20 protein-coding genes are annotated in these 20,277 nt (G+C 65.9%); 2 read left to right on the plus strand and 18 right to left on the minus strand.

Going from position 1 to position 20,277, the window contains the following annotated elements; genetic code table 11:
* Position 1: 1 nt before the first annotated feature.
* Genes QGN17_RS02960 through QGN17_RS02980 form a run of 5 tightly spaced genes read right to left on the minus strand, consistent with a single transcriptional unit; the run spans position 2 to position 3,810 of the window.
* Positions 2-766, minus strand: a complete 765-nt coding sequence (locus QGN17_RS02960) for a sugar isomerase domain-containing protein (RefSeq protein ID WP_281043024.1) — start codon at positions 764-766, stop codon at positions 2-4.
* Positions 767-791: 25 nt separating this feature from the next.
* The gene (locus QGN17_RS02965; RefSeq protein ID WP_281043025.1) at positions 792-1,547 is read right to left on the minus strand and encodes a nucleoside phosphorylase; all 756 of its coding nucleotides are present in this window, start codon (positions 1,545-1,547) and stop codon (positions 792-794) included.
* 21 nt (positions 1,548-1,568) lie between these two features.
* Positions 1,569-2,429 carry a carbohydrate kinase family protein gene (locus QGN17_RS02970; protein ID WP_281043026.1) on the minus strand — a complete coding sequence of 287 codons (861 nt, stop codon included), beginning with the start codon at positions 2,427-2,429 and terminating at the stop codon, positions 1,569-1,571.
* Positions 2,426-3,013, minus strand: coding sequence for an isochorismatase family cysteine hydrolase (locus tag QGN17_RS02975; protein ID WP_281043027.1), 588 nt, complete (start codon positions 3,011-3,013; stop codon positions 2,426-2,428). The genes QGN17_RS02970 and QGN17_RS02975 overlap by 4 nt, the downstream gene beginning before the upstream one ends.
* Positions 3,013-3,810, minus strand: a complete 798-nt coding sequence (locus tag QGN17_RS02980) for a GntR family transcriptional regulator (protein WP_281043028.1) — start codon at positions 3,808-3,810, stop codon at positions 3,013-3,015. Before QGN17_RS02980 ends, QGN17_RS02975 begins: the two co-directional genes overlap by 1 nt.
* Before the next feature lie 290 nt (positions 3,811-4,100).
* On the opposite strand from QGN17_RS02980, the gene QGN17_RS02985 reads away from it, so the two are divergent.
* The gene (locus tag QGN17_RS02985) at positions 4,101-6,368 is read left to right on the plus strand and encodes a TonB-dependent receptor (RefSeq protein ID WP_281043029.1); all 2,268 of its coding nucleotides are present in this window, start codon (positions 4,101-4,103) and stop codon (positions 6,366-6,368) included.
* 36 nt (positions 6,369-6,404) lie between these two features.
* Entirely contained in the window at positions 6,405-7,586 is a 1,182-nt protein-coding gene (locus tag QGN17_RS02990; protein WP_281043030.1) for an MFS transporter, read from the plus strand.
* A 340-nt stretch (positions 7,587-7,926) separates the two neighbouring features.
* Here the strand turns inward: QGN17_RS02990 and QGN17_RS02995 are convergent, their stop codons facing one another.
* The 13 genes from QGN17_RS02995 to QGN17_RS03055 form a co-directional block, all read right to left on the minus strand.
* The gene (locus QGN17_RS02995) at positions 7,927-8,901 is read right to left on the minus strand and encodes a YncE family protein (RefSeq protein ID WP_281043031.1); all 975 of its coding nucleotides are present in this window, start codon (positions 8,899-8,901) and stop codon (positions 7,927-7,929) included.
* Between the two features lie 58 nt (positions 8,902-8,959).
* The gene (locus tag QGN17_RS03000) at positions 8,960-10,261 is read right to left on the minus strand and encodes an MFS transporter (protein ID WP_281043032.1); all 1,302 of its coding nucleotides are present in this window, start codon (positions 10,259-10,261) and stop codon (positions 8,960-8,962) included.
* Positions 10,262-10,328: 67 nt separating this feature from the next.
* On the minus strand, positions 10,329-11,066 hold the full coding sequence (locus QGN17_RS03005) for an IclR family transcriptional regulator (RefSeq protein WP_281043033.1): 738 nt from the start codon (positions 11,064-11,066) through the stop codon (positions 10,329-10,331).
* Positions 11,067-11,105: 39 nt separating this feature from the next.
* Positions 11,106-12,215 (minus strand): alpha/beta hydrolase, encoded by a 1,110-nt coding sequence (locus QGN17_RS03010; RefSeq protein ID WP_281043034.1) that lies wholly within the window; start codon positions 12,213-12,215, stop codon positions 11,106-11,108.
* Positions 12,216-12,253: 38 nt separating this feature from the next.
* Positions 12,254-13,018, minus strand: coding sequence for an SDR family NAD(P)-dependent oxidoreductase (locus QGN17_RS03015; protein WP_281043035.1), 765 nt, complete (start codon positions 13,016-13,018; stop codon positions 12,254-12,256).
* 11 nt (positions 13,019-13,029) lie between these two features.
* A complete protein-coding gene (locus tag QGN17_RS03020; protein WP_281043036.1) occupies positions 13,030-14,511 on the minus strand; it encodes an aldehyde dehydrogenase in 1,482 nt (493 codons plus the stop codon).
* 86 nt (positions 14,512-14,597) lie between these two features.
* A complete protein-coding gene (locus QGN17_RS03025) occupies positions 14,598-15,506 on the minus strand; it encodes an alpha/beta hydrolase (RefSeq protein WP_281043037.1) in 909 nt (302 codons plus the stop codon).
* 11 nt (positions 15,507-15,517) lie between these two features.
* Positions 15,518-15,907, minus strand: a complete 390-nt coding sequence (locus QGN17_RS03030; protein ID WP_281043038.1) for a cupin domain-containing protein — start codon at positions 15,905-15,907, stop codon at positions 15,518-15,520.
* Between the two features lie 89 nt (positions 15,908-15,996).
* On the minus strand, positions 15,997-17,259 hold the full coding sequence (locus QGN17_RS03035) for an FAD-dependent oxidoreductase (RefSeq protein ID WP_281043039.1): 1,263 nt from the start codon (positions 17,257-17,259) through the stop codon (positions 15,997-15,999).
* Complete coding sequence (locus QGN17_RS03040) at positions 17,256-17,741, minus strand: hypothetical protein (protein WP_281043040.1); 486 nt, start codon at positions 17,739-17,741, stop codon at positions 17,256-17,258. Before QGN17_RS03040 ends, QGN17_RS03035 begins: the two co-directional genes overlap by 4 nt.
* 156 nt (positions 17,742-17,897) lie before the next feature.
* Positions 17,898-18,344 (minus strand): hypothetical protein, encoded by a 447-nt coding sequence (locus QGN17_RS03045; protein ID WP_281043041.1) that lies wholly within the window; start codon positions 18,342-18,344, stop codon positions 17,898-17,900.
* A 22-nt stretch (positions 18,345-18,366) separates the two neighbouring features.
* Positions 18,367-19,320: an ornithine cyclodeaminase family protein gene (locus QGN17_RS03050; RefSeq protein WP_281043042.1), complete on the minus strand. Its 954-nt coding sequence runs from the start codon at positions 19,318-19,320 to the stop codon at positions 18,367-18,369.
* Positions 19,317-20,258 carry an acetamidase/formamidase family protein gene (locus QGN17_RS03055; RefSeq protein WP_281043043.1) on the minus strand — a complete coding sequence of 314 codons (942 nt, stop codon included), beginning with the start codon at positions 20,256-20,258 and terminating at the stop codon, positions 19,317-19,319. Before QGN17_RS03055 ends, QGN17_RS03050 begins: the two co-directional genes overlap by 4 nt.
* Positions 20,259-20,277: the final 19 nt, after the last annotated feature.

Genomic DNA, 20,277 nt, shown 5'->3' on the forward strand with positions numbered 1-20,277 from the left:
CTCATCGTGCCCGCAGCCTGCGCCACAGTTCCGCGTAATTGCGGTCGTTCTGGGCGTCCGCGCTCTTCTTCTCGGTGGTGTTGGGGCTCACCATGATGTGCGTGTCTACGCCGCGCGCCTTCAGCTTCGCGACGGTCGCGGCGTTGATCGCCTGGCCGATCGCGATGGTGATGCTGGTCGATGTGGCGCCGGTACGCCCCACCACGCCCTTGACCTCCAGCCCGGCATCGCCCCTCGGCACGCCGGTATCGATCACCACGTCGGCCACCTCGAACAGTCGCTTGCCCGAGGAATGGCGGGACGGCGTGCTGGAGGAATGGGGCAGGGAGGTGACGCCGATCACCTTCATTCCCCGCGCCTTGGCGCCCAGCGCCATGTCGAGCGTAACGGCATTGAGGCCGGAGTGGGAGAAGATCAGCATCGCGTCGCCGGCCAAGGTCTGGTGCGAGCTCAGGATCGCATCGCCATAGCCTTCCTGCGCGTGGATGAAGCGATATTGCCGCGCGCCCATGTCACCCAGCACGCGGTGGAAGGAGATCATCGTGCTCTCCACGATCGGGCGGAAGCCGACGACGGTTCCGGTGCGGGGGAACATCTCCAGCGCGGGGAAGGCGCCGTGGCCCGTGCCGAAGGTGAAGACGAGGCGATCGGCGGCGATCGCGTCCGCGCAGATTTCGGCGGCCTCGTCGATCAAATGCTCCTGGGTCTGGAACACGGTGTCCAGGCGCGCGGACAGCATGCGGTGATAGTCGGCGATGATCGACATCGATGGTCTCCCGGATGCGAAGGGGTCAGGCGGGTTCGGCGGGCTGCAGGCCGGCGAGCGTATCGAGCGCGGTGAGGAACAGGCGGCGTTCCAGCAGGTCCATTTCCTCGCCGTCGATCTTGGCCTGCGTCTCGCTGTCGACGGTCGCGACGCAGAGGCTGCCCGCCGCCACGCCCAGCGCTCTTGCGGCGGTGAAGATGGCGGAGCTTTCCATGTCGGTGACGAGGACACCTTCGCGCAACAGGTTGCGGCGGACGTCGGCGACCCGCTGGCGGGTTTCGGCCTCCAGCGAGAACATGTCGCGGTAGAAGCCGTCGAAGCTCGCGAAGCGACCCTTGCGCCACGGGATGTCGGCAGCGGTGACGGCGCGTTCGAGGGTCTCGACGAGGCGTGGCGCGGCGGCGACCGGGCCGCCCGATCCGCCATAGGCGAGGGTCGCCCCATCGGTCCCGATAGCCTCGCTTGCGATCAGGAACTCGCCCAGCTTCACCGGAGGCAGGGCCATCGACGTGCCGATCCGCAGGAAGGTAGCGGCGCCCAGATCCGCCAGCTCATGCAGCACGATTGTCGCGATCGGGCCGCCCATGCCGAAGGCCGATGCGGTGACGCGCACGCCCTTGTGATAGCCGGAGATCGTCCGCAGCCCCCGATTTTCCTTCACCCAATGCACGTCGTCGAGGATCGCGGCGAGGCGCGATACCCGCCCCGGATCGCCGATCAGCAGCACGCGGTCCGCAATCTCGTTTTCGTCGCAGCCGATATACCAGGCGCGTTTCGCCACTTCTCTCTCCCTGTTCGGACGTTACAGGCCGGATCGCGGCCTCAAGAGGTCTGCCGCCGCCGAGACACCCGCCTCGACCGCGCGCAGGATGTCGGTCTCGCCCGCGATCAGCGCGGCCAGCGTGCCGCCGGCGAGCGTGTCGCCCGCGCCCGTGGTGTCGCGCGCGTCGATCGGGCTGACGGCGATCGGCGTGGTCCGCGTCTGCTCGTGGACCAGCACTTCCCCGGCGCCGTTGGTCTGGATGATGATGCGGTCGCCGCGATCGCCGCCCAGCGCCTCGTCGACCCAGGGAAGTTCGCGCGCATTGCAGAAGATGTAGCGCGCGCGGCTCGCCAGCTGCTGGCGAAAGTGGGGTGGGAAGGAGGCCGGATCGTTCTTGGTGACCCAGGCGATGACGGCGTCCGGCCGGGTCAGCGACAGGGCCTGTTCGGCCGCCTGCGGGGGCGCCACCGTCATGCAGACGAAATCCGCCGCCGCGAGGACGTCGGCCTGCGCTGGTGTCACCGCCTCGCGCCCTGACAGCCCGAAATCGATGAGGCAGGCACAGGCGCCATCATCCTCGTAGACGAGGAAGCAGAGCGGCGTGTCGCCGCCTTCGATCACCGCCATGCCGGCGTCGCTCATGCCCTGCGCGGTGCAATGGCCGCGATATTGCGCACCCGGCACATCGTCACCGATCCACGTTACCAGCGCGGTGTCCGCGCCGGTCCGCGCGATCGGCATTCCGGCATAGAAATGGCATCCGCCCGGCCGGGGCCAGGGGCCGCCGCCACGATGGCGGATCGGGGTGGTCCAGTGCGAGCGGAACTGGCCGGCGAGCTGGATCGGATGATCGAGCGCCGCATAGCCGACGAGCGCCACCCTTTTTGGTACACTGGTCATCCGAGCGCCGCTTCCGCATCGGCGAGCGACACGCTCCAGCCCATGTAGCGATCGATATCCTCGGCCGATGCGGCTTCCAGATTGGCGCGGTTGGAATTGGTCGCGTCGCGCGCCAGCAGGCAGCGATAACCGAGGCCGAACCCGTCCTGAATCGTGGCGCGCACGCACACGTTGGTCTTCACCCCCGCAACGACCAGACGTTCGATCCCGTTCTCGCGCAGTGCGGTATCGAGGTCGGTGCCGAAGAAGGCGCTGAACCGCCGCTTCACGATCGTGATCTCGTTGGCCGGGGTGGGCACGGCGGGGCCGAAGCCCTGGAAGAATTCGGCGTCGAACTCCGCCTCGATGCAGTGGCCGGGCAGCTTGTGGCTCTCGAAATCGGGGGCGCCCGGCCGATGGCGATCGGCGACGTGGACGATCAGCCGGCCTCGCTCGCGGGCATAAGCGAGCAGTCTCGTCAGATTGGGGACGATCGTCTCGACCGCCGGATAATAATTGCCGCCGTCCGGATGCAGGAAACTGTTCTGCAGGTCGATCAGGACGAGCGCGGTGCGCTCCGGCGATACGACGTCCCAGGCCAGCATCAGTGTGTATCAGCCGGTTGAGCGAACTGGTGCGGCGACCCCATGCTGGTGATGCCGCGATTGCGCGTCAGCCGCGTCTCATAGCTGTATGAGTCGCCGACGTAGCTGGTTTCGACCAGCTCGACGATGCGACCGGCTTCGTCGAAGGCGCGGCGGTTGATCGCCATCAGCGCGGTGCCCGAAGGGACGCCGAGCAGCGCGGCCTCCTCCGGCGAGGCGGAGCGCGCCCGCAACAGTTCGTCGGCATGGTCGGCGACGATGCCCACCTCTTCCATCGACTGATGCAGCGAGAATTCGGGGGCGTGCAGCAATTCGGCTCCATCCGCCGTCAGCGCCGGGATGCGCGACGCGACCAGTTCGGGGACGACGCTGTTGTGGATCGCCCAGGGGATGCCATCGACCATGCGCAGGCGGGAAAGCCGGACGGACGGAGTGCCGCAGCCATATTGCTGCGATTCCGCCGCCGTCAGCCAGCCGACGGATAGGATGCGATGTGATGGCGTCCGCCCCTGATCGCGAACGGCGCGCGAGAAGCCGGTCAGGAAACCCGGCTGGCGGTGTAGGGACGGGCGCGACACATAAGTGCCGTCGCCCTGCCGGCGGTGGGCGAGGCCTTCCTGCAGGAGGATTTCTATCGCCCGCACCACGGTGCCCCGGCTGACGCTATATTCGCGGCACAGCTGGGGTTCGCTGGGCAACTGGTCGCCCGGTTGCCAACGTCGCGACAGGATGCCTGCGCGGAGTTCGTCGGCGATCTGGATGTAGAGCGGCCCAGGGCGTGCCATCTGTCTGATCATGCTTCTCTCCTAGGTTCAACAGCTTGACTAGTCAACTGCTCGTTTTTCGACTTCTTTTATATCGCTGTTATAAAACAATAAAATTACAAAACCTTTGAAACGATCAAACGATCGGTTGACTAGTCAATATGTCAGGCGTAACGATTCGTGACGATCGCGTGAAAGCTCGGTCGCGGCAAGCCATCCCGCTCGCAAGGGTGTGAGAGATGGTCCGCGCCGGGAGGAAGACAGGGCATGAGCCGCCCGGCACATGCCCCTCTCAAATACTGCAAGTCATGAAGGGGCTGTGCATGACCGTTTTCGTCCGTAGATCGTCGCTTCTCGCCGGCGTGTCGCTGGCCCTGCTGTTCGGCGCAGGTGGTGCCGCGCTTGCGGCGGATGCCGCGCCCGAAGCGGCCCCCGCGCCGGATAGCGGCGAGATCGTCGTGACCGCGCAGCATCGCGCGGAACGTCTCGACAAGGTCGGCATCACCATCGATGCCTTCGACGGGAACCGCCTGCGCGAAGCCGGGGCCAGCACGGTGCGCGATCTGGCTTTCTATACGCCGAACCTCGCGGTGCATCTTCCCTTCGGTGAGAACAGCTATCCCGAAATCACGCTGCGCGGCATGAGCGCGGACAATTTCAACGAGACGTCGCCGCAGACCACCGGCGTCTATGTCGATGGCGTTTACCAGTCGTCCGCGCCGATGCTCGCCTTCCAGATGTTCGACCAGGAACGGGTCGAGGTGCTGAAGGGGCCGCAGGGCACGCTCTACGGCCGCAACACCACCGCGGGCGCGGTCAACTTCATCTCCCGCCAGCCTACCTTCATGTCGGAAGGTTATATCCAGGCCGATTATGGGCGGTACGACTATACCAATTTCGAGGGCGCCTATGGTGGCCCGCTGGTGGGTGACTCGCTGGCCGGGCGCTTCGCGGCGAAAATCGTGCGCCAGTGGGGCGGCCCGCAGGTCGATCCGACCGGGGGCGACAACAAGGGGCAGACGGACACCGGTTATTTCCGGGGATCGCTGCTCTACCGTGACGGGGACAAGCTGCGCATCTCGCTGGTCGGCCATGGCGGTTTCGACAAGTCGGACTCTTGGCCCTATGTCGAGGTCGCGGCGCTGGTGCCGCAGGGGCAGCCGAATGCCGGGCAGATCTGCCCGCAATGGCTGGCGGGCGACATTTCCGGCGCGAACGCCAATTGCGTGGACGTATCGGGCAACCGCAAGACCACCAAGAGCCCCTACGATAATCCGCGCAGCCTCTACGGCAAGCATGACGACAGCACCTACGGCGGCGTGGCGCAGATCGACTACAAGCCGATCGATGCGATCAAGATCACGTCCGTCACCGCCTACGATCATCTCAAGCGCCGCGAAGGGCTGGACGAGGATGGCGGCGTGGGCGTCGTCACCGATACCGTGCGCGGCAGCAAGGTCGATCAATTCTCGCAGGAACTGCGCATCGCCTCCGATACGAGCGGGCCGCTCAGCTGGATCGCCGGCGGCTATTATTCATGGGATCGCCTCAACGGCTCGCCGATCTTCATCTCGGATTTCACCGACTGGTTCGGCGCCTCGACCGCCGACTATGAGAAGCTGACGACGCAGACCGGCGCGATCTTCGGCCAGGCCGACTATAAGGTGACGAACACGCTCAAGCTCACGGCAGGTATCCGCGAGACTTGGGTGCATCGCCATTTCGACTATACCGAATATTCGATCCCCACGGGCGGCACCGCATCGGTCGCTTTCGCCGGCACCAACCACATGAACCAGAGCGACTGGTCCGGAAAGATCGGCGTCGATTACACGCCGACCGACCATGTGCTGCTCTATGGCAGCATCTCGCGCGGCTTCGATGCCGGCACGTTCAATTCCTATTTCCTGAGCAGCCAGGCAGCGCTCGAGCCGACCAAGCAGGAAACCGTCACCGCGTACGAGGTCGGCTTCAAGGCGACGGTCATGCCGGGGCTCAGGATCAACGGCGCGGCCTTCTACAATCGCTGGAAGAACATCATCCTGACCGAGATCGAGAACCGTACGGGTGTCAACGCTCCCTATCTCACCAACGGCAAGGGGGCCGACATCGCCGGCGGCGAACTGGAGATCGACTGGCGGCCGATGCGCGGCCTGAGCCTCAGCGGCGGCGCCAGCTACACCTACCAGAAGCTCGACGACCTGTTCGAGCAGGATCTGTTCGGCAACGTCGTCAACCTGAAGGGAGGGCGCCTCGCCAATTCGCCCAAGTGGACGCTCAACGGCACCGCCCGCTACGAGATACCGCTGTCGGAAAGCTACAAGCTCGTGCCGCAGTTCGACGTCAAATATGAAAGCCGGGCGCAGCGCGACCTGCTCAACACCAAGATCCTGCAGACGCCGCCGCACGCGCTGGTCAACGGACGTCTGGCGCTGCAGAACGACAAGGGTTGGGAAGCAGCACTTTGGGTGCGCAACCTCACCAACCGGATCTATGTGGCGGAAGGCTATCAGGTCGTCGGCGGCGGCTATTCGGGCCTCGTCTACAACATGCCGAGGACGTACGGGATCAGCATGTCGAAGAAGTTCTGAGCGGCGCGTCGAGCGATATCGGGAGGGAAGAACGGCATGGCCAACGGCGTGTCCGGCGAGACCGGAAGCATGAGGGGGCGCATCGCGGGCGCGATCGCACTCTATACCGCCGGGGGCCTGTTCTGGGCTTTCCTCCCTTTCTTCGTGGCGCTGCAGATCGGGCAGGGCGGCCTTTCGGCGGCTTCGGCCGGTTTGCTTGGCACCGGCTATCTGGCGGGTTTCACCTTGTCTTCCATGGCCGCGATATGGTGGACGCGCGCGTTCGACATCCGCGCTGTCATCGGACTTGCGCTTCTCGTCGTCATCGCCGGCTTCTCGATCCTCGGCATCTTGGGCGGCTTCGCGCTCAGCCTGGCCTGCTGTCTGCTGATCGGCTGCGCCATGGCGGCCTTGTGGGTGGTCGCCTACCGGATGATCGCCCAGTCATCCAAAGCGGACCGGAATTTCGCGGCGGCGATCGGCATTTCCTATCCCGCGCTGGCGCTGATCACCTTCCTCGCCTCGCACGTCGTCGTTCCGCATGCCGGGCTGGCCGGGGTGTTGCTGACGATCGCGGCGCTCGTCGCCATCCTGGGGTTGGGCGGGTTCAGGGTGCCGGCGAAGCTCGATATTTCGGTGGCATCCGGGGTCGGGGCCGAGGGCGGGCGGTTTTCCGCCGGGCTGCTCGCTCTGGCATCGCTGCTCGTGGTCGGCTTCGCGTTTGCGTGCATCTGGTCCTTCGGGGCCAGATTGGGCGCCGATGCCGGTTTCGACGATCGGATCGTCGGGGCGATCCTGTCGTCCAACCTGTTGCTGACGGGCATCGGCTCGCTTGGCGCGACCGCGATGGGCAAACGCTTCGGCCGCCTGCCGCCGATCCTGGCCTCGTTGATCCTGATGGGCTTCTGCATGGCGGGACTGGTCGCGCACGCCAGCCTTACGGTCTTCGCGCTCTCGATATGCGGCTTGGGCCTCGCCATGGGCGTGGCGATGCCGTTTCAGCTGGCGGCGATCGCCGCGGACGATCGCAACGGCCGGCTGGTGAGCCTGATCGCTGCGGTTCAGGGCGGCGGAACGGCTCTGGCTCCGCCATTGGCCGGCTGGGTGCTGGAAACCCATGGAGCGGGCGCGATCGCGCTGATCGGCCTCATTTCCATTTTGATCGGACTGGTCTGTTCCATCCTGTCCCACCTCGTTTCGATCCGCCGAACACGTGGCTTGCAGCGACGCGCAGAATGAAGAGCTGGTAAGGGCTTCGGATGAATGCACGCTGCGACGGCTCTCGCTGGACCGCTGCGCGAATAAGGTCCGAAGGAACCGAAAATCGCCGATAGGAGCCGGTCGCCTAACGGCCAAAGCTCACCGGGCGCGGATTGTGGAATTCTATGTGGACGGCGTGCGGCGGTTAACGGCTGTTGCCGAGCGCGGCACCTTCAACGTTGGGTAGCTAAGCTCGCAATGCTTCACCAGCTCCGACCGGCCTGGTTCAACGCGAGGCCAAAGTCCGATCGTCGAGGGTGAATAGGATAAGCGGCCGGACGCATCGCGCCCGGCCGCCATATCCCCGACATCGGACAGATCAGGATTTCGGCTTCATCACCAGAAGCTGGACGGTGCCGGGGAGCGGATCGACATCTCCCGCCTTGTTGAACGGACCGAACCGCGCGGTCGGCAGGTAGAGCGTGCCGGTCTTGGGATCGATCGCGCCCGTCCGGGTGCCGACTTGTGTCGGAACCTGCTCGATCATCCTGACGTCGCCTGGCCCATCGACCTGGAGGACCGTGAGAAGGCCGTCATAGGCCGAAGGTATGAAGACCCGGCGGGTGGTCTTGTCATAGATCACGGCGTCGGCGCCCTTGCCGACGGCCACTGTCTGCAATTCCTTGCCGGAGCGGGCGTCGAGCACCTTCAGCATGTTGTTGAAGCAAACCGACAGCAGGGTATCCGTCTGCTCGGCATAAGCGAGGCCGCTGGGATCCTCGCATCCCTGCATCTTCCAGCGACCGACGACCTTGCGGCTGCGCGCGTCGATCGCGATGATCGAGGCGGATTCGACGTCGTTGACGAACACCCGGCCCCGGCCGTCGGTCTGCGAAAATTCGAGTTCGCCACCGACCTCGATCGAGCCAGTCTGCTCCATCTTCACGGGATCGATGATCGCGATCTGGCCATGGCCCCCCATCAGCCAGACCTGCTTCCCCGTCGGTTCATAGACCTCGGAATCCGATTGCTGAACAAGGGAGAATTTGTGAAGGACTTTCCCTTCGTCGTCGGTGTTGAACATGATCGCGGAGCTGTTGCCGGCCAGCACGGCGATCGCCTTGTCGCCGCCCGGCAGCATGATAACGCCGCGCCCCTCGGAGCCGGGAATGAAACGCTGGTCCATCAGGCCGGAGTTCAGGTCCAGCTTGAACACGCCGTTGCCGCGCGTGACGAACAGCAGGTTGTGGACCGGATCGATGTTCGCATAATCCCACCAGCCGTCGGTCATCGGGATGCGATCGACGATATGGTAACCGGGCGCATCGGCGGCTTGGGCGGCGGGCGTGATCATTGCGGCCGCCAAGGCTGTGATCGGGGCAAAACGGCGCACGTTCGTGGTCTCCCTGTTTTTATGCTGGATCATGACGAGGTTGCAGTCCTTCGGCGCCGCCGCTTCGCGCGAGTGGCAGCAAGATCAGCATGGTGGCCGCGACCAGCCCGCTCAGTCCCATCACGAACGAGACGAGCAGCAGGCCCCGGCCGCTTTCAAAGAGCGCTCCTACCGCCATCGGCCCCAACGCCGAGCCGCCGCGCCCGAGGCCGATGACGAAGCCGGTACCGGTGGCTCGCAACGATGCGGGATAGGCGCGGGCGAGGATCGGATAGAGGCCGACGACACCGACATTGATGAAGAAGGCGGCGATGCCGGCCGTGATCGACATCCGGGTCAGATCGTGGAAGCCGAGGCCAAACACGCAGATGGCGACGAAGCCCGCGATCATCGCGCCGGTGACCAGCGGCCGCGCCGGCCAGCGCTGCACGGCCAGCCCGATCAGCACCGCGCCCGTAAGATTGCCGACATTGGCGGCGACGAGGACATGGCCGGCCTGCGCGGCGCTGTAGCCCATATCGACGACGATCTTGGGGATCCACTTCACGACGAAGTAGAACAGCATGATCTGCGCGAAATAGGCGACGGTGAGGAGCAGCGTGACGACCGCATAGCCGCTGGTGAAAAGCGTCCCGATCGAAGGCCGGGCGGTCGGCGCCTCGATCACCGGAAGCGCATCGATCGGTGGATGGCCGAGCTTTCCAAGCGTGGCGTTGATCCGTCTAACGGCGTCGTCGCGCCGACGCATCGCGAGGGAGTCGATGGATTCGGGGAGGAAGAGCCAGGCGAGCGGCAGCGCCACTGCAGTCGCGACTCCACCGAAGGCGAAGACCCACCTCCAGTCGCCCACACCGGCGAGCAGCGCCGAGGCGACAAGGCCGCCGAGGATCGCGCCGGTCGAATAGCCGGCGATGTTCAGAGAGACGTTCAGGCCCTGCCGCCGCGTGTTCGAGAATTCGGCCACGAGCGCACTGGTCGAGGAAAGCATGCCGCCGATGCCGAGGCCCGTCACCAGCCGGGCGATCGAGAGCCACGTCACGCCCGTTGCCGTAGCCGCTCCGAACATGCCCGCCATCATTACGATCAGGCAGCCGAGGATCACCGGCCGCCGCCCGATGCGATCGGCGACATTGCCGATCAGCGCCGATCCCGCAGCCATGCCGAACAACTCCATCGAGAGCACGACACCGAGCGCGGCCTTGTCGATGCCCCACTCAGCCGCGATGCCGGGTGACGCGAAGCTGATCGCCAGCACGTCGAACCCGTCGAGCGCGTTGAGCGCGATGCAGAGCGCGACGATCACGACCTGTCGCCAATGCATCGGCGCGGTGGCTATCAACGATGTTGGCCTGCCGATCATGTCGTCCATCCTGTGGAGGCGACCGGGGTCAGGTGCTCTGCGTGCCGAGCCGCTTTATGTGGGTGGCGACCAATTTGGCAGTCTCCTCGCGCCGCTCGAGGCAGCGGGACACCGGGCCGACCACGACGATCGATAGGTGCCGGGAGGGATGTGTCAGCGGCAGGGCCACGCCGGCGAGATCGGGCGTATATTCGGCATCGCTCTGATGATAGCCGCGCGTTTCTGCGGCGGCGAGTTCGGCTTCCACCCGTTCGGGCGAAAGTGGTGTCGTCGCCGAATAGGCGATGAAATCGATCTTGCGATAAAGCGTTTGGCGATCCAGAGGCTTCATCTGCGCCAGCAATGCCCGGCCGGCCGAGCTTGCATGGATCGGCACGCGATCCCCGACATGCGCGAAGCAGCGCACGGCATGCCTGGATTCGATGACGTCGACGAATGTCGCATGGATGCCGGACGGCGCCGAAATCGCCGCCGTCTCGCCGGTTTTCCGCGCGACGATCTGGAGCAGTCGCTGAAATTCGTGGGGCAGGGGATCGGCACGGGCGATCTTTTCTGACAGGATCAGCCAGCGCGGGCTTGGATAATAGGATCCGCGCGTTTGGGGCTCGTAAAGATACCCCATGCCCGCCAGCGTCCCGATCAGCTTGAAGGTGCTGGAGCGGGGCCAGCAGAGATCCTCCGCCACCTCGGTTGCTGTCGCGGGCGCGAGGCGGCGCGCGAAATATTCTAGGATTTGCAGGGCGTTCGCCGCCTGGCGGACCGTCATCGCACTCGCTCCCGACCAAGGCGCCACTCGGCCTCATAGCTATTTGGAGGCCGTGGTGGCGAGCGTCGCGTGCACGGCGCGTGCGGCGATCGCATTGCGGGCCAGTGCGCCGGCCGCTTCCGCCGTCTGGCGCGCGGCCTGTGCCGCTTCCGGCGTCACTGCGGTATGCTGGAGGAAGCCGTGGATCAGCGACGGAAATTCGACGTAGCTCACGACATTGCCGTTTTCCGCCAGCTTGGCCGCGTAGGCCCGCTCGGAATCGCGCAGCGGATCGAAGCCTGCGGTGGCGATCAGCGTCGGCGGCATCTTGCGCGATTTGCCGAGCAGCGGCGAGATTTCAGGCTGGGAGAGATCGTCGCCGGGGAAGACGATCTGCAGGACATAATCCGTGAAGGGTTTGTCCAGGTGGAAGCCCGTTCCGAACAATCGGGATGAGGCATAGGTCGCGCGCAGCGTGTCGACGGCGCGCATGTCCACTGCCGGGTAATAGAGGATCTGGCAGAGCGGCGCGGCCTCGCCCTTGTCCTGCCGGCGGGTGGTGACGTCGATCGCCATGTTGCCGCCGGCGCTGTCGCCACCGACGCAGACCTGATCCGGCGATCCGCCGAGCCGCTTTGCCTGCGCGACGGTCCAGGCATAAGCACTCTCGGCATCGTCCCACGCGGCGGGGTAATGCGCTTCCGGCGAGAGGCGATATTCGACGCTGACAACGATCGCCTTCGCATCGTTGGCGAGCTGGCGGGACGAGCGATCGGAGGCTTCGATGCCGCCGATGAACCAGCCGCCGCCATGATAATAGACGATGATCGGCAGCGGGCCGGATGCGATCGGGTGGTAGATGCGCACCGGCACTGAGACGCCGTCATGTTGCACCACCGCATTCTCTACCGACTGGACCTTCGGCGGCAGCGCAGTTTGACGCGTCCAATCGACCACCTGGCCCTGCCGGATGGCGGCGCGCCCCTTCGCGGTGACGACGTCCTCTTTCGGCGCATTGGGTGCTTCGGCCGCCTCCCTGGCGAGCATCGCCTGAATGCCGGGATCGAGAGTCTGGCCGTCGAGCTGCACCGGCGCCGCGCCGGCGGACGTAACGGCCGCGAGGCTCGAGAGGAGGATCGTCCGTACCGTGAGCGCCCGCAATCCCATCATGATCTCCCTTGAAAACGATATTCCGGTTGTTCGCGGCCTCAGCGCGCGGTGAAGCCGCCATCGACCGGCAGCGCGATGCCGGTGACGAAGCTCGCTTCGTTCGAGACGAGCCAGAGTACCGCGTCGGCGATCTCGCCCGCTTTCACCAGCCTGCCCATCGGAACCGCCGCGACGATCTTGGCCTCGTTCGCGGCCGCCTCGGCCGGGTCTCCGCTGCGGCCGGTGAAGCCGACCTTCATGGGCGTATCGGCAAGGCCGGGGCAGACGACGTTCACGCGGATATTGTCCGGTGCCATCGCCAGCGCGAGCGACTTGCCCAAGCCCATCACGCCCCATTTCGCCGCCGAATAGATGGGGCTCATCATCGAGCCTACGAGGCCCGAGATGGACGACGTGAAGACGATCGCCCCGCCGCCACGCTTGCGCATGTGCGGCGCGGCGCGGCCGGCGCCCAATGCCGCGGAGGTGACGTTGAGCGCGATCGTCTTGTCATAGGCGGCGAGATCGAGATCCTCGACCGAGGCCGGCCCCGGCATCCCGGCATGTGCCCACAGGATGTCCACCCCGCCGAGCGCTTCGGCCGCCTGATCGATGCTTTCGGTGGCGCCTTTCGCAGTGGAGAGATCTGCGACGATCGGCACCACCTTGTCGCTGCCGATCTCGCCGACCAGCGCGTTGAGCGCGTCCGAGTTGATATCGATCGCGGCGACGCGCGCGCCTTCGCGGACGAAGCGCTCCACGCCCGCCCGGCCCATGCCGGAGGCGGCGGCGGTGACGATCGCGAGCTTGTTTTCGAGACGCATGCTTCCAGTCCTCAATTCGCGAAGGGATCGGCGAAGGCGCCGGTGGTGGAGACGATGGTGGTGCGCGTCTCGAGGTAGGAATCGAGCGCCTCGATTCCGTTCTCGCGGCCCCAGCCGCTCTGTTTGACGCCGCCATAGGGGGTGGACCAGCGGATGTAGCGGTAGGTGTTCACCCACACCATGCCCGCCTCGATCCGTTGAGAGACGCGGTGCGCGCGGCCGGTGTCGCGGGTCCACAGCCCGGCGGTGAGGCCGTATCGCGTGCCGTTGGCGATCGCGACCGCCTCGTCCTCGCCGTCGAAGGGGATCAGCGCGGCGACCGGCCCGAATATCTCTTCCTGCGCGATCCGCATGTCGGGGGCGACGCCTGCGAAGACCGTCGGCTCGACGAAATAACCGCCGGCGAGGCCATCGCGCTCGATCCGCGATCCACCGGTGACAAGCTCGGCGCCCTCGTCGCGGCCGATGCCGACATAGGAGAGCGTCTTGTCGAGCTGCTGCTGGTGCGCCTGCGGGCCCATGTGGGTGGCCGGATCCTGCGGAATACCGACGCGCACGCGGGCGGCGCGCTGGCGGAACTGGTCCACCACCTCGTCGTAGATCGGCCGCTCGACCAGCACGCGGCTGCCGAGCGCGCAGCTCTGGCCGCACAGCGTCCACGCCGATGCGGTCGCGGCGTTGAGCGCCTGATCGAGATCGGCGTCGGCGAACAGGATGTGCGGGGCCTTGCCGCCCAGTTCGAAGGAGAAGCGCTTGAGCGTCTCGGCGCCGGTGCGCAGGATCGTCTTGGCGGTCTCGCCTTCGCCGGTGAAGGCGATCTTGTCGACCTGCGGATGCGCGACGAGGTGTGCGCCAGCAGTCGGGCCGTCACCCGGCACGACGTTGACCACGCCGGCGGGGAAGCCCGCTTCCTCGAACAGATGGGCGAGGGCGAGTGAAGAGGCCGGCGTCTGCTCGGCGGGCTTGAGCACCACGGTGCAGCCGGCCGCCAGCGCCGGGCCGAGTTTCCACGCCGCCGCCATCAGCGGCACGTTCCACGGCGTGATCGTGCCCACCACGCCGACCGGAAGTCGCGAGGTGAAAGCGTGGACGCTGTCGTCCATCGGGATGGTGCGGCCGCCGAGCTTGTCGGCGAGGCTGGCGAACCAATGATAATATTGGGCGTGCAGGCCGATGTCGCCGCGCGATTCCCGGATCGCCCGGCCATTGTCGCGCGTCTCCACCTGCGCCAGATCCTCGACCGAGGCGGCGTAGAGATCGGCGAAGCGGCGAAGCAGGGCGGCGCGCTCCCACGGCGACATCCTGCGCCATGGCCCTTCGAACGCCTCGCGTGCGGCCGCGACCGCACGGTCGATATCCTGCGGCCCGCCATAGGCCACGTCGCCCCAGCTTTCGCCCGTTGCTGGATCGATGCTGCTACGCACACCGCCGTCGATCGGGGTGACCCATTCGCCCCCGATGAAAAGCCGATCGAACCGGAACGCCCGCGTCATGGAACCTCTAATCATTTTCTGTGTGAGGACTGGATTGTCTCTGAATGGAAATTCGCTTCAAGGTATGAGGCGATACCTTGCGGTCATCACGGCCATGCGAAGGCGTAGCGCAGAGTCGAGGTGACGGAGCGGCTTGGCACCGTGATATGGCCCTCGCCCATATAGACTTCGGACTTGGTGCGCAGGCCGTAGCCGGAGAGCAGTTCCATCCGCTTGGCGAAGGCGACGGCGTCGTCGCGCTCCAGCGAGGTTTCCTCCAGTTCGCCGCACACCACCATCAGGCGGCTGACCTGCGGGATCTTGCCCGATTGCAGCCGCGCGACGAAATCATGCTCCTCCTTCTGCATCTCCTGATCGTGCCAGAAGAGCGAGGGGCTGGCCGCGATGATGGCGTGAAAGGCATCCGGCCGGGTGAAGAGCGTGTGCACGGCGAACAGCCCACCCAGCGAATGGCCGAACAGCGCCTGCCGATCCGGGTTGATTCCGTAGCGCCGGTTGACCTCGGCCCGCAGCTTGCCGGTCAGGAAGTCAAGGAACAGTTCCCACCCGCCGGCCGGCACCTTCGAGAAGGCGACGCGCCACGGTTGCGGAGCCGGGCCGCTGGTGAAATCGAAGAGGCGGTGTTCGTCATAGGGCTTGTCGGTCTTGTAGCCGATGCCGACGATGATCGATTTGGCAACTTCGGACCTGTCGTCCATCGACTGGATCCGCCGCGTCTCGGCGAAACCGGCGAACATCGCATTGCCGTCCAGCACGTAGAGCACGGGCCAGCCGCCGTCCGGCGCCTTGCCTTCAGGCTTCGACACGAAGATCTGGTAGGGATAGCCGCCGGGGCCTTGCAATTCCCATGTTTCCGTTTCGGGCAGGACGTAGCCGGGCGCGGCCGATGCTGTGGCTGCCGGCGCGGTCTGGGTGAAGGCTGGCGATGCCGCCGCGAGGCCCAGCACGAGCGCCATGGAGAGGGAGGGCTTGGGGTAAAAGCGTGTCTTGCGCATCGGGCTCTCCGTCAGGCTTGGCGTCCCACGCTCGATGCACGATCGATGTAGGTCAGGAATATCCGCAGCGTTGCATCGTGATGGGTGTTCATGATGCCGTGCGGGGTTTCGAGCGGGGTGTGGATATGGCTTCCCGGACAGACGGGGATCGTCCGGTCGGCGAGCAGCATCGCGCCATATCCGGCCAGGATATAATAATATTTGTCATAGGCGCCGAGCGCGGGATCGATCAGGTTGTGGACGTGCAGGCCTTCGCTGGCGCCCGGCGGAATCTCGTAGATCAGGAAGTTGGCGGGCGAGGGCGCGCGCCCAAAATCGAATATGCGAACTCCGAGTGTGCCGAGGCCACCATGGATGTTGTCATAGCGGCGGATGCCCTCGCGATCGGATTCGACGCTCACGGATCCCGCTGCGCCGGATGCCGCCGACAGAGGTGAGATCAGCATTCCGCTTGTGCCCGCGCCTAGCAAGGTTCGACGCGACAGCTCGGTCATGCGCGCCCCGTCGCCCTGCCGCTGGCTGCCTGCCACGCCTTGTGCGAGGCGAGGGCGAAGCGGGTCTCGATCTTGCCGGTGCCGGCCATGAGATCGGCGACGTATCGCGCGACGGCCAGGCCATGCTTGAAACCGTGGCCGCTGCCGCCGCCGACGACCCAGGTGTCGGCCCATGCCGGGTGGCGATCGATCAGGAAGTTGCGATCGTCGGTATTCTCATACTGGCAGACGCGCTGTTCGGCGAGCGGTCGCTCGGCCAGCGCGGGGAAGCGTCGGCGGAGGTAGGCGCACGCGTCGGCCAGCGCGCGATCCCCGACGCGGCGATCGTCGGTGTCGGGATCGACCGCTTCGCCGGGGCCATCGAGCGCGATCTTGAAGCCGCGCGCCTCGATATCTGGGAAACCGTAATGGAGATCGGGATCGCCGGCATCGACCCAGGCCGGCATATGGGGTGGGGCGAAGCGACCGTCACCGGCTTCCGGCGAGAAGAAGAACACGTCCTTGCGGATCGGCACGATGCGGGCGCCGATCACGTTCGGAAAGAGCTTGGCCAGCCAGGGGCCGCAGGCGAAGACGAAGCGGTCGGCGTTCAATCGCTCGCGGCTCGTGGCGACGATCGTCGTGAGCTTCGATCCGCCCGCTTGCGGCGGTTCGACCGACAGCTGGCGGAAGGTCCCGCCGGCCTTCACGAAGTCCGCGACCAGGGTCTGCACCGCACGCCGCGCCATCAAAGCGCCCATGGTGGGCTGGAGCAGGCCGACGCCAACGCCTGCGAAGCTCATTTGCGGCCAGCGACGGGCGAGATCGTCGGGCGCCATCTTCTCGACCGGAATACCCATCGACCGCTGGAGCGCGATGCTGCGATCGATCTTCGCATCGTTCTTCGGATAAATGTAGAGCGCGCCGGTCTCGTGGAAGAGCGGGCTCTCGTGCCGCGCCGACAGCGCCTTCCATTCGGCGAGCGAGTCCCACGCCCAGCGCGTGTAGAGCGGATCGCCGCCATATTCGGTGCGGATCAGGCGTGTCTCGCCGCCCGATGACGCGCGGGAATGGGCCGCGCCCCAGGCGTCGAGCAGCAGCACCTTCGCGCCTCGATGCTGGAGAACCAACGCTGTCCACGCGCCGAATACGCCGGCGCCGACCACGACGACATCCTGTCCCTTCGCTGGGCGGGCCTGCGCGGACCTTGCCGTCAGCGCGCCGGCGACCGCGATCCCGCCCAGCACGTCGCGGCGCGAGACCGGCCGCCGGTCCGTCACCGATCCTTGTCCGCATCCGGGTGCGCGGCGCGCCACGCATCGAGCCGGGCCAGCCACTGTGCGGCGGAGAGCGGACCCTGCGCCTTCGTCTCGCTGTGGGTGGCGACGTTCTTGCGGATCTCCAGCCAGAAGGCCGGACCGGTTTTCAGGTGAAGCTCCTCGGCCTTGGCGTCCATCGCGGCCTGCTGCGCGGGCGTGACGGGCGTCTTGGGATAGGGCTTGAACAGCAGCACGTCCCAGCCTTCGCCGTCTTCGTGCAGGAACATCTGCGTCGTCGGCTGGCCGCCGGCGTTCGAGACGATGTCCCACTGGGCCAGCTTCCGGATGAAGGCTTCCTGATGGCCCGGCGCCAGCTGGAACACCTCGAACGCAGCCTCCGGAAAAGGCTTGCCGTCGTCCGGGTTTACCGGCGGCGAGGCGAAGGCCGCGGACGGAAGCAGCGCGGCAAGGATAAACATGGATGTCAGGCCGAATGTCTTCACGGGAACCCCTTTCGTCGGATCAGGCGCCGCGAGCTTTCCCTGCCCGTTCCGGATCGCCGTTCGGTGAGGCGAGGCTAGTGAGCCTGCAATCGTCCAAGCAATGACGATGAGATGATCGCATCATAACCTGGCCGCTCAAGTCGGTCCGCCGGGTATTCAGGGGGCCTCGACGGGTAAGGACGGGCGCACGCCGAGGAAGCGGTAGTTGCGGTGCCAGTCGCCATCCAGCCAGATCAGGTCGATCGTGCGCTCGTCACCGTCGAACCAGAGCGTCGGCACGCTGCCTTTTCCGTCGATCTCGGCAGCGGAGCCGAGTGCCACCACGGGGTGGCGCACCTGTGTGTTCGGGAACGCCTCACCATATGCAAGGATGTCGCCCATGCGCGCCGGTTCGAAGCCACCCTCGCGGATCAGGCGAGCGGCCTCATCGGAGGGGATGTTGCGCGCGAAATGGAAAAGTTTGTATTCGCGCCTGCCGATCTGGTCGCCGGTCACCGGGAACAGCGCTTCCGCGAGAGAGGGATGGCGCCAGCCATAATGTCCCCGCGCGATGCGGGCCTCGAATTCGAGTTCGGCCGGAATTTCCAGCGTCGCGTCGGTCATCGTCATCTCCGGAAGTTCGAAATCAAAGCGTGATGGATTGCCCCGCCGACAGCGCGATCGCGCGGCGGTAGACCATGTCTGCGACGACGAGATCCTCCACGGCATGGCCCATCGCCTTGTAGACGGTCACTTCGTCGATGGATTCCCGGCCGGGCTTTCGGCCGAGCAGGATTTCGCCAAGCTCGGTTCCCCATGCGGGATCGATGCCGGCCAGTTCCGCGCAGCCTGCCGGGGCGGGGGCGAAGGCGATCCTTGCCTCGACGACCAGTCTGTGGCGTGCGGCGATGGCCGGATCGAGCTCGCCACAGGGCGGAGCATAGCCGACCGAGCTGATATGCTGGCCGGGGCACAGCCAGTCCATGTGGATCAAGGGATGCTCCGCATGTGAGCACAGGCACACGATATCCGAGGCGCGAACCGCCGCCTCATGATCCTCGATGGCGATCGCCCGAGGATCGCGCGCGGCGAGACGCTGCGCGCTCTCGGCGCCGTGCGACCCCACATAGATCGTCTCGATATCGAAGTGGCGGCTCATCAGGTCGAGATGTGCCTGCCCCTGCACGCCGGCGCCGAGGATAGTCATCGCGCGCGAATCCGGGCGCGCCAGCAGCTTCGCGGCAAGCGTCGCGGCGCCGGCGGTGCGCATGGCGGTGATATGCGCGCCGTCCATCAGCGCGAGTACCTCGCCCGTCACCGAATCCATCAGGATGATGAGCCCGAGATGCGTGGGAATGCCGGCTGCCGCGTTTCCGGGAAAGAGCGTCACCAGCTTCGTGCCGAACGGCAGGCCCGGCACGGCCGCCGGCATGGTCAACAGATGTCCCGCATCGCCGATGGCCATTTCGCCGCGTGGGGGAGAGATCGCGGTCTCGTCGGTGATCGTCTCAAAGCCCTTCGCCAGCACGTCGAGCAACTGCTCGGTATCGAGCAGCCGCGCCACCTCGGCCGCATTCAGCAGGAGCGCTTGCCGCCTCACTCGAAGATCTGCCGGGGCATGTAGAAGGAGACGACGACGTTGGGCATGTCGACGATTTCGCTGATGCGCAGGTCGCCCGCGACGCTGCACAGCATGTAGGCGTCCGCCGCACTCATCTTGTGCAGCCTGGTCAGCCGGTCGATCATGCCGCGTACGGCGTTGCGGCTGGCTTCCATCAGGTCCGGGCCGATGCCCATCGTCGCCTCGTAGCCCCGGCTATCGATGTGCCGGGTGACGGGTTCGTGCGTCACGAAACGTGGAAAGCGGAGGTTCTCGCCCTTCACCAGATCAAGCTTCACCGTGGCGCCCATCGGCGATTCGATCGCCGTACCGCAGACCTCGCCGTCGCCCTGCGCGCAATGTGGATCGCCGAGCGAGAAGAGCGCGCCCGGCACCTGCACGGGCAGATAGAGCTCGACACCGACGGTGAGATCGCGCGTGTCGAGATTGCCGCCCGTGGCATAGGGCGGTACCGTGCTGAATTCACCAGCCGCGGCCTGCTCCACGCCGACGATGCCGCAGAACGGCCGGACCGGGATCTTCGCGATGGACGAGAAGGCGGTCGGCGTGCCGAGCGATCGATCGTAGGTCCAGATATGCAGGCCGGGGTCGGGAAAATCGTCCGCCAGCAAGCCGAAACCCGGGATGATGCCGGTCCAGCCCCAGCCGCTCGGATTGAATCCAAGCAACGTGATCTTCAGGGCGTCGCCCGGCTCCGCTCCGTCAACATAGACCGGGCCGACGATCGGATTGACGCGCGCGAAATCGAGATTGGCGATGTCCTCGGCCGTAGAGTGGCGCGAGAGTTGCCCGCACACCGCGTCCATCTCACCGTATTCGAGCGTGTCGCCAGGTGCGACGGTCATAACCGGCGCGTGATCCCGGCACCATGTCAGATGCTCGTGATGGGCGTGGATGGTGTGGCATCGCGACTGCATGATGACCTCCGGATGGTGA

Origin of the sequence: Sphingomonas oryzagri, from assembly GCF_029906645.1 — a bacterium.
GTDB lineage: Bacteria > Pseudomonadota > Alphaproteobacteria > Sphingomonadales > Sphingomonadaceae > Solisphingomonas > Solisphingomonas oryzagri.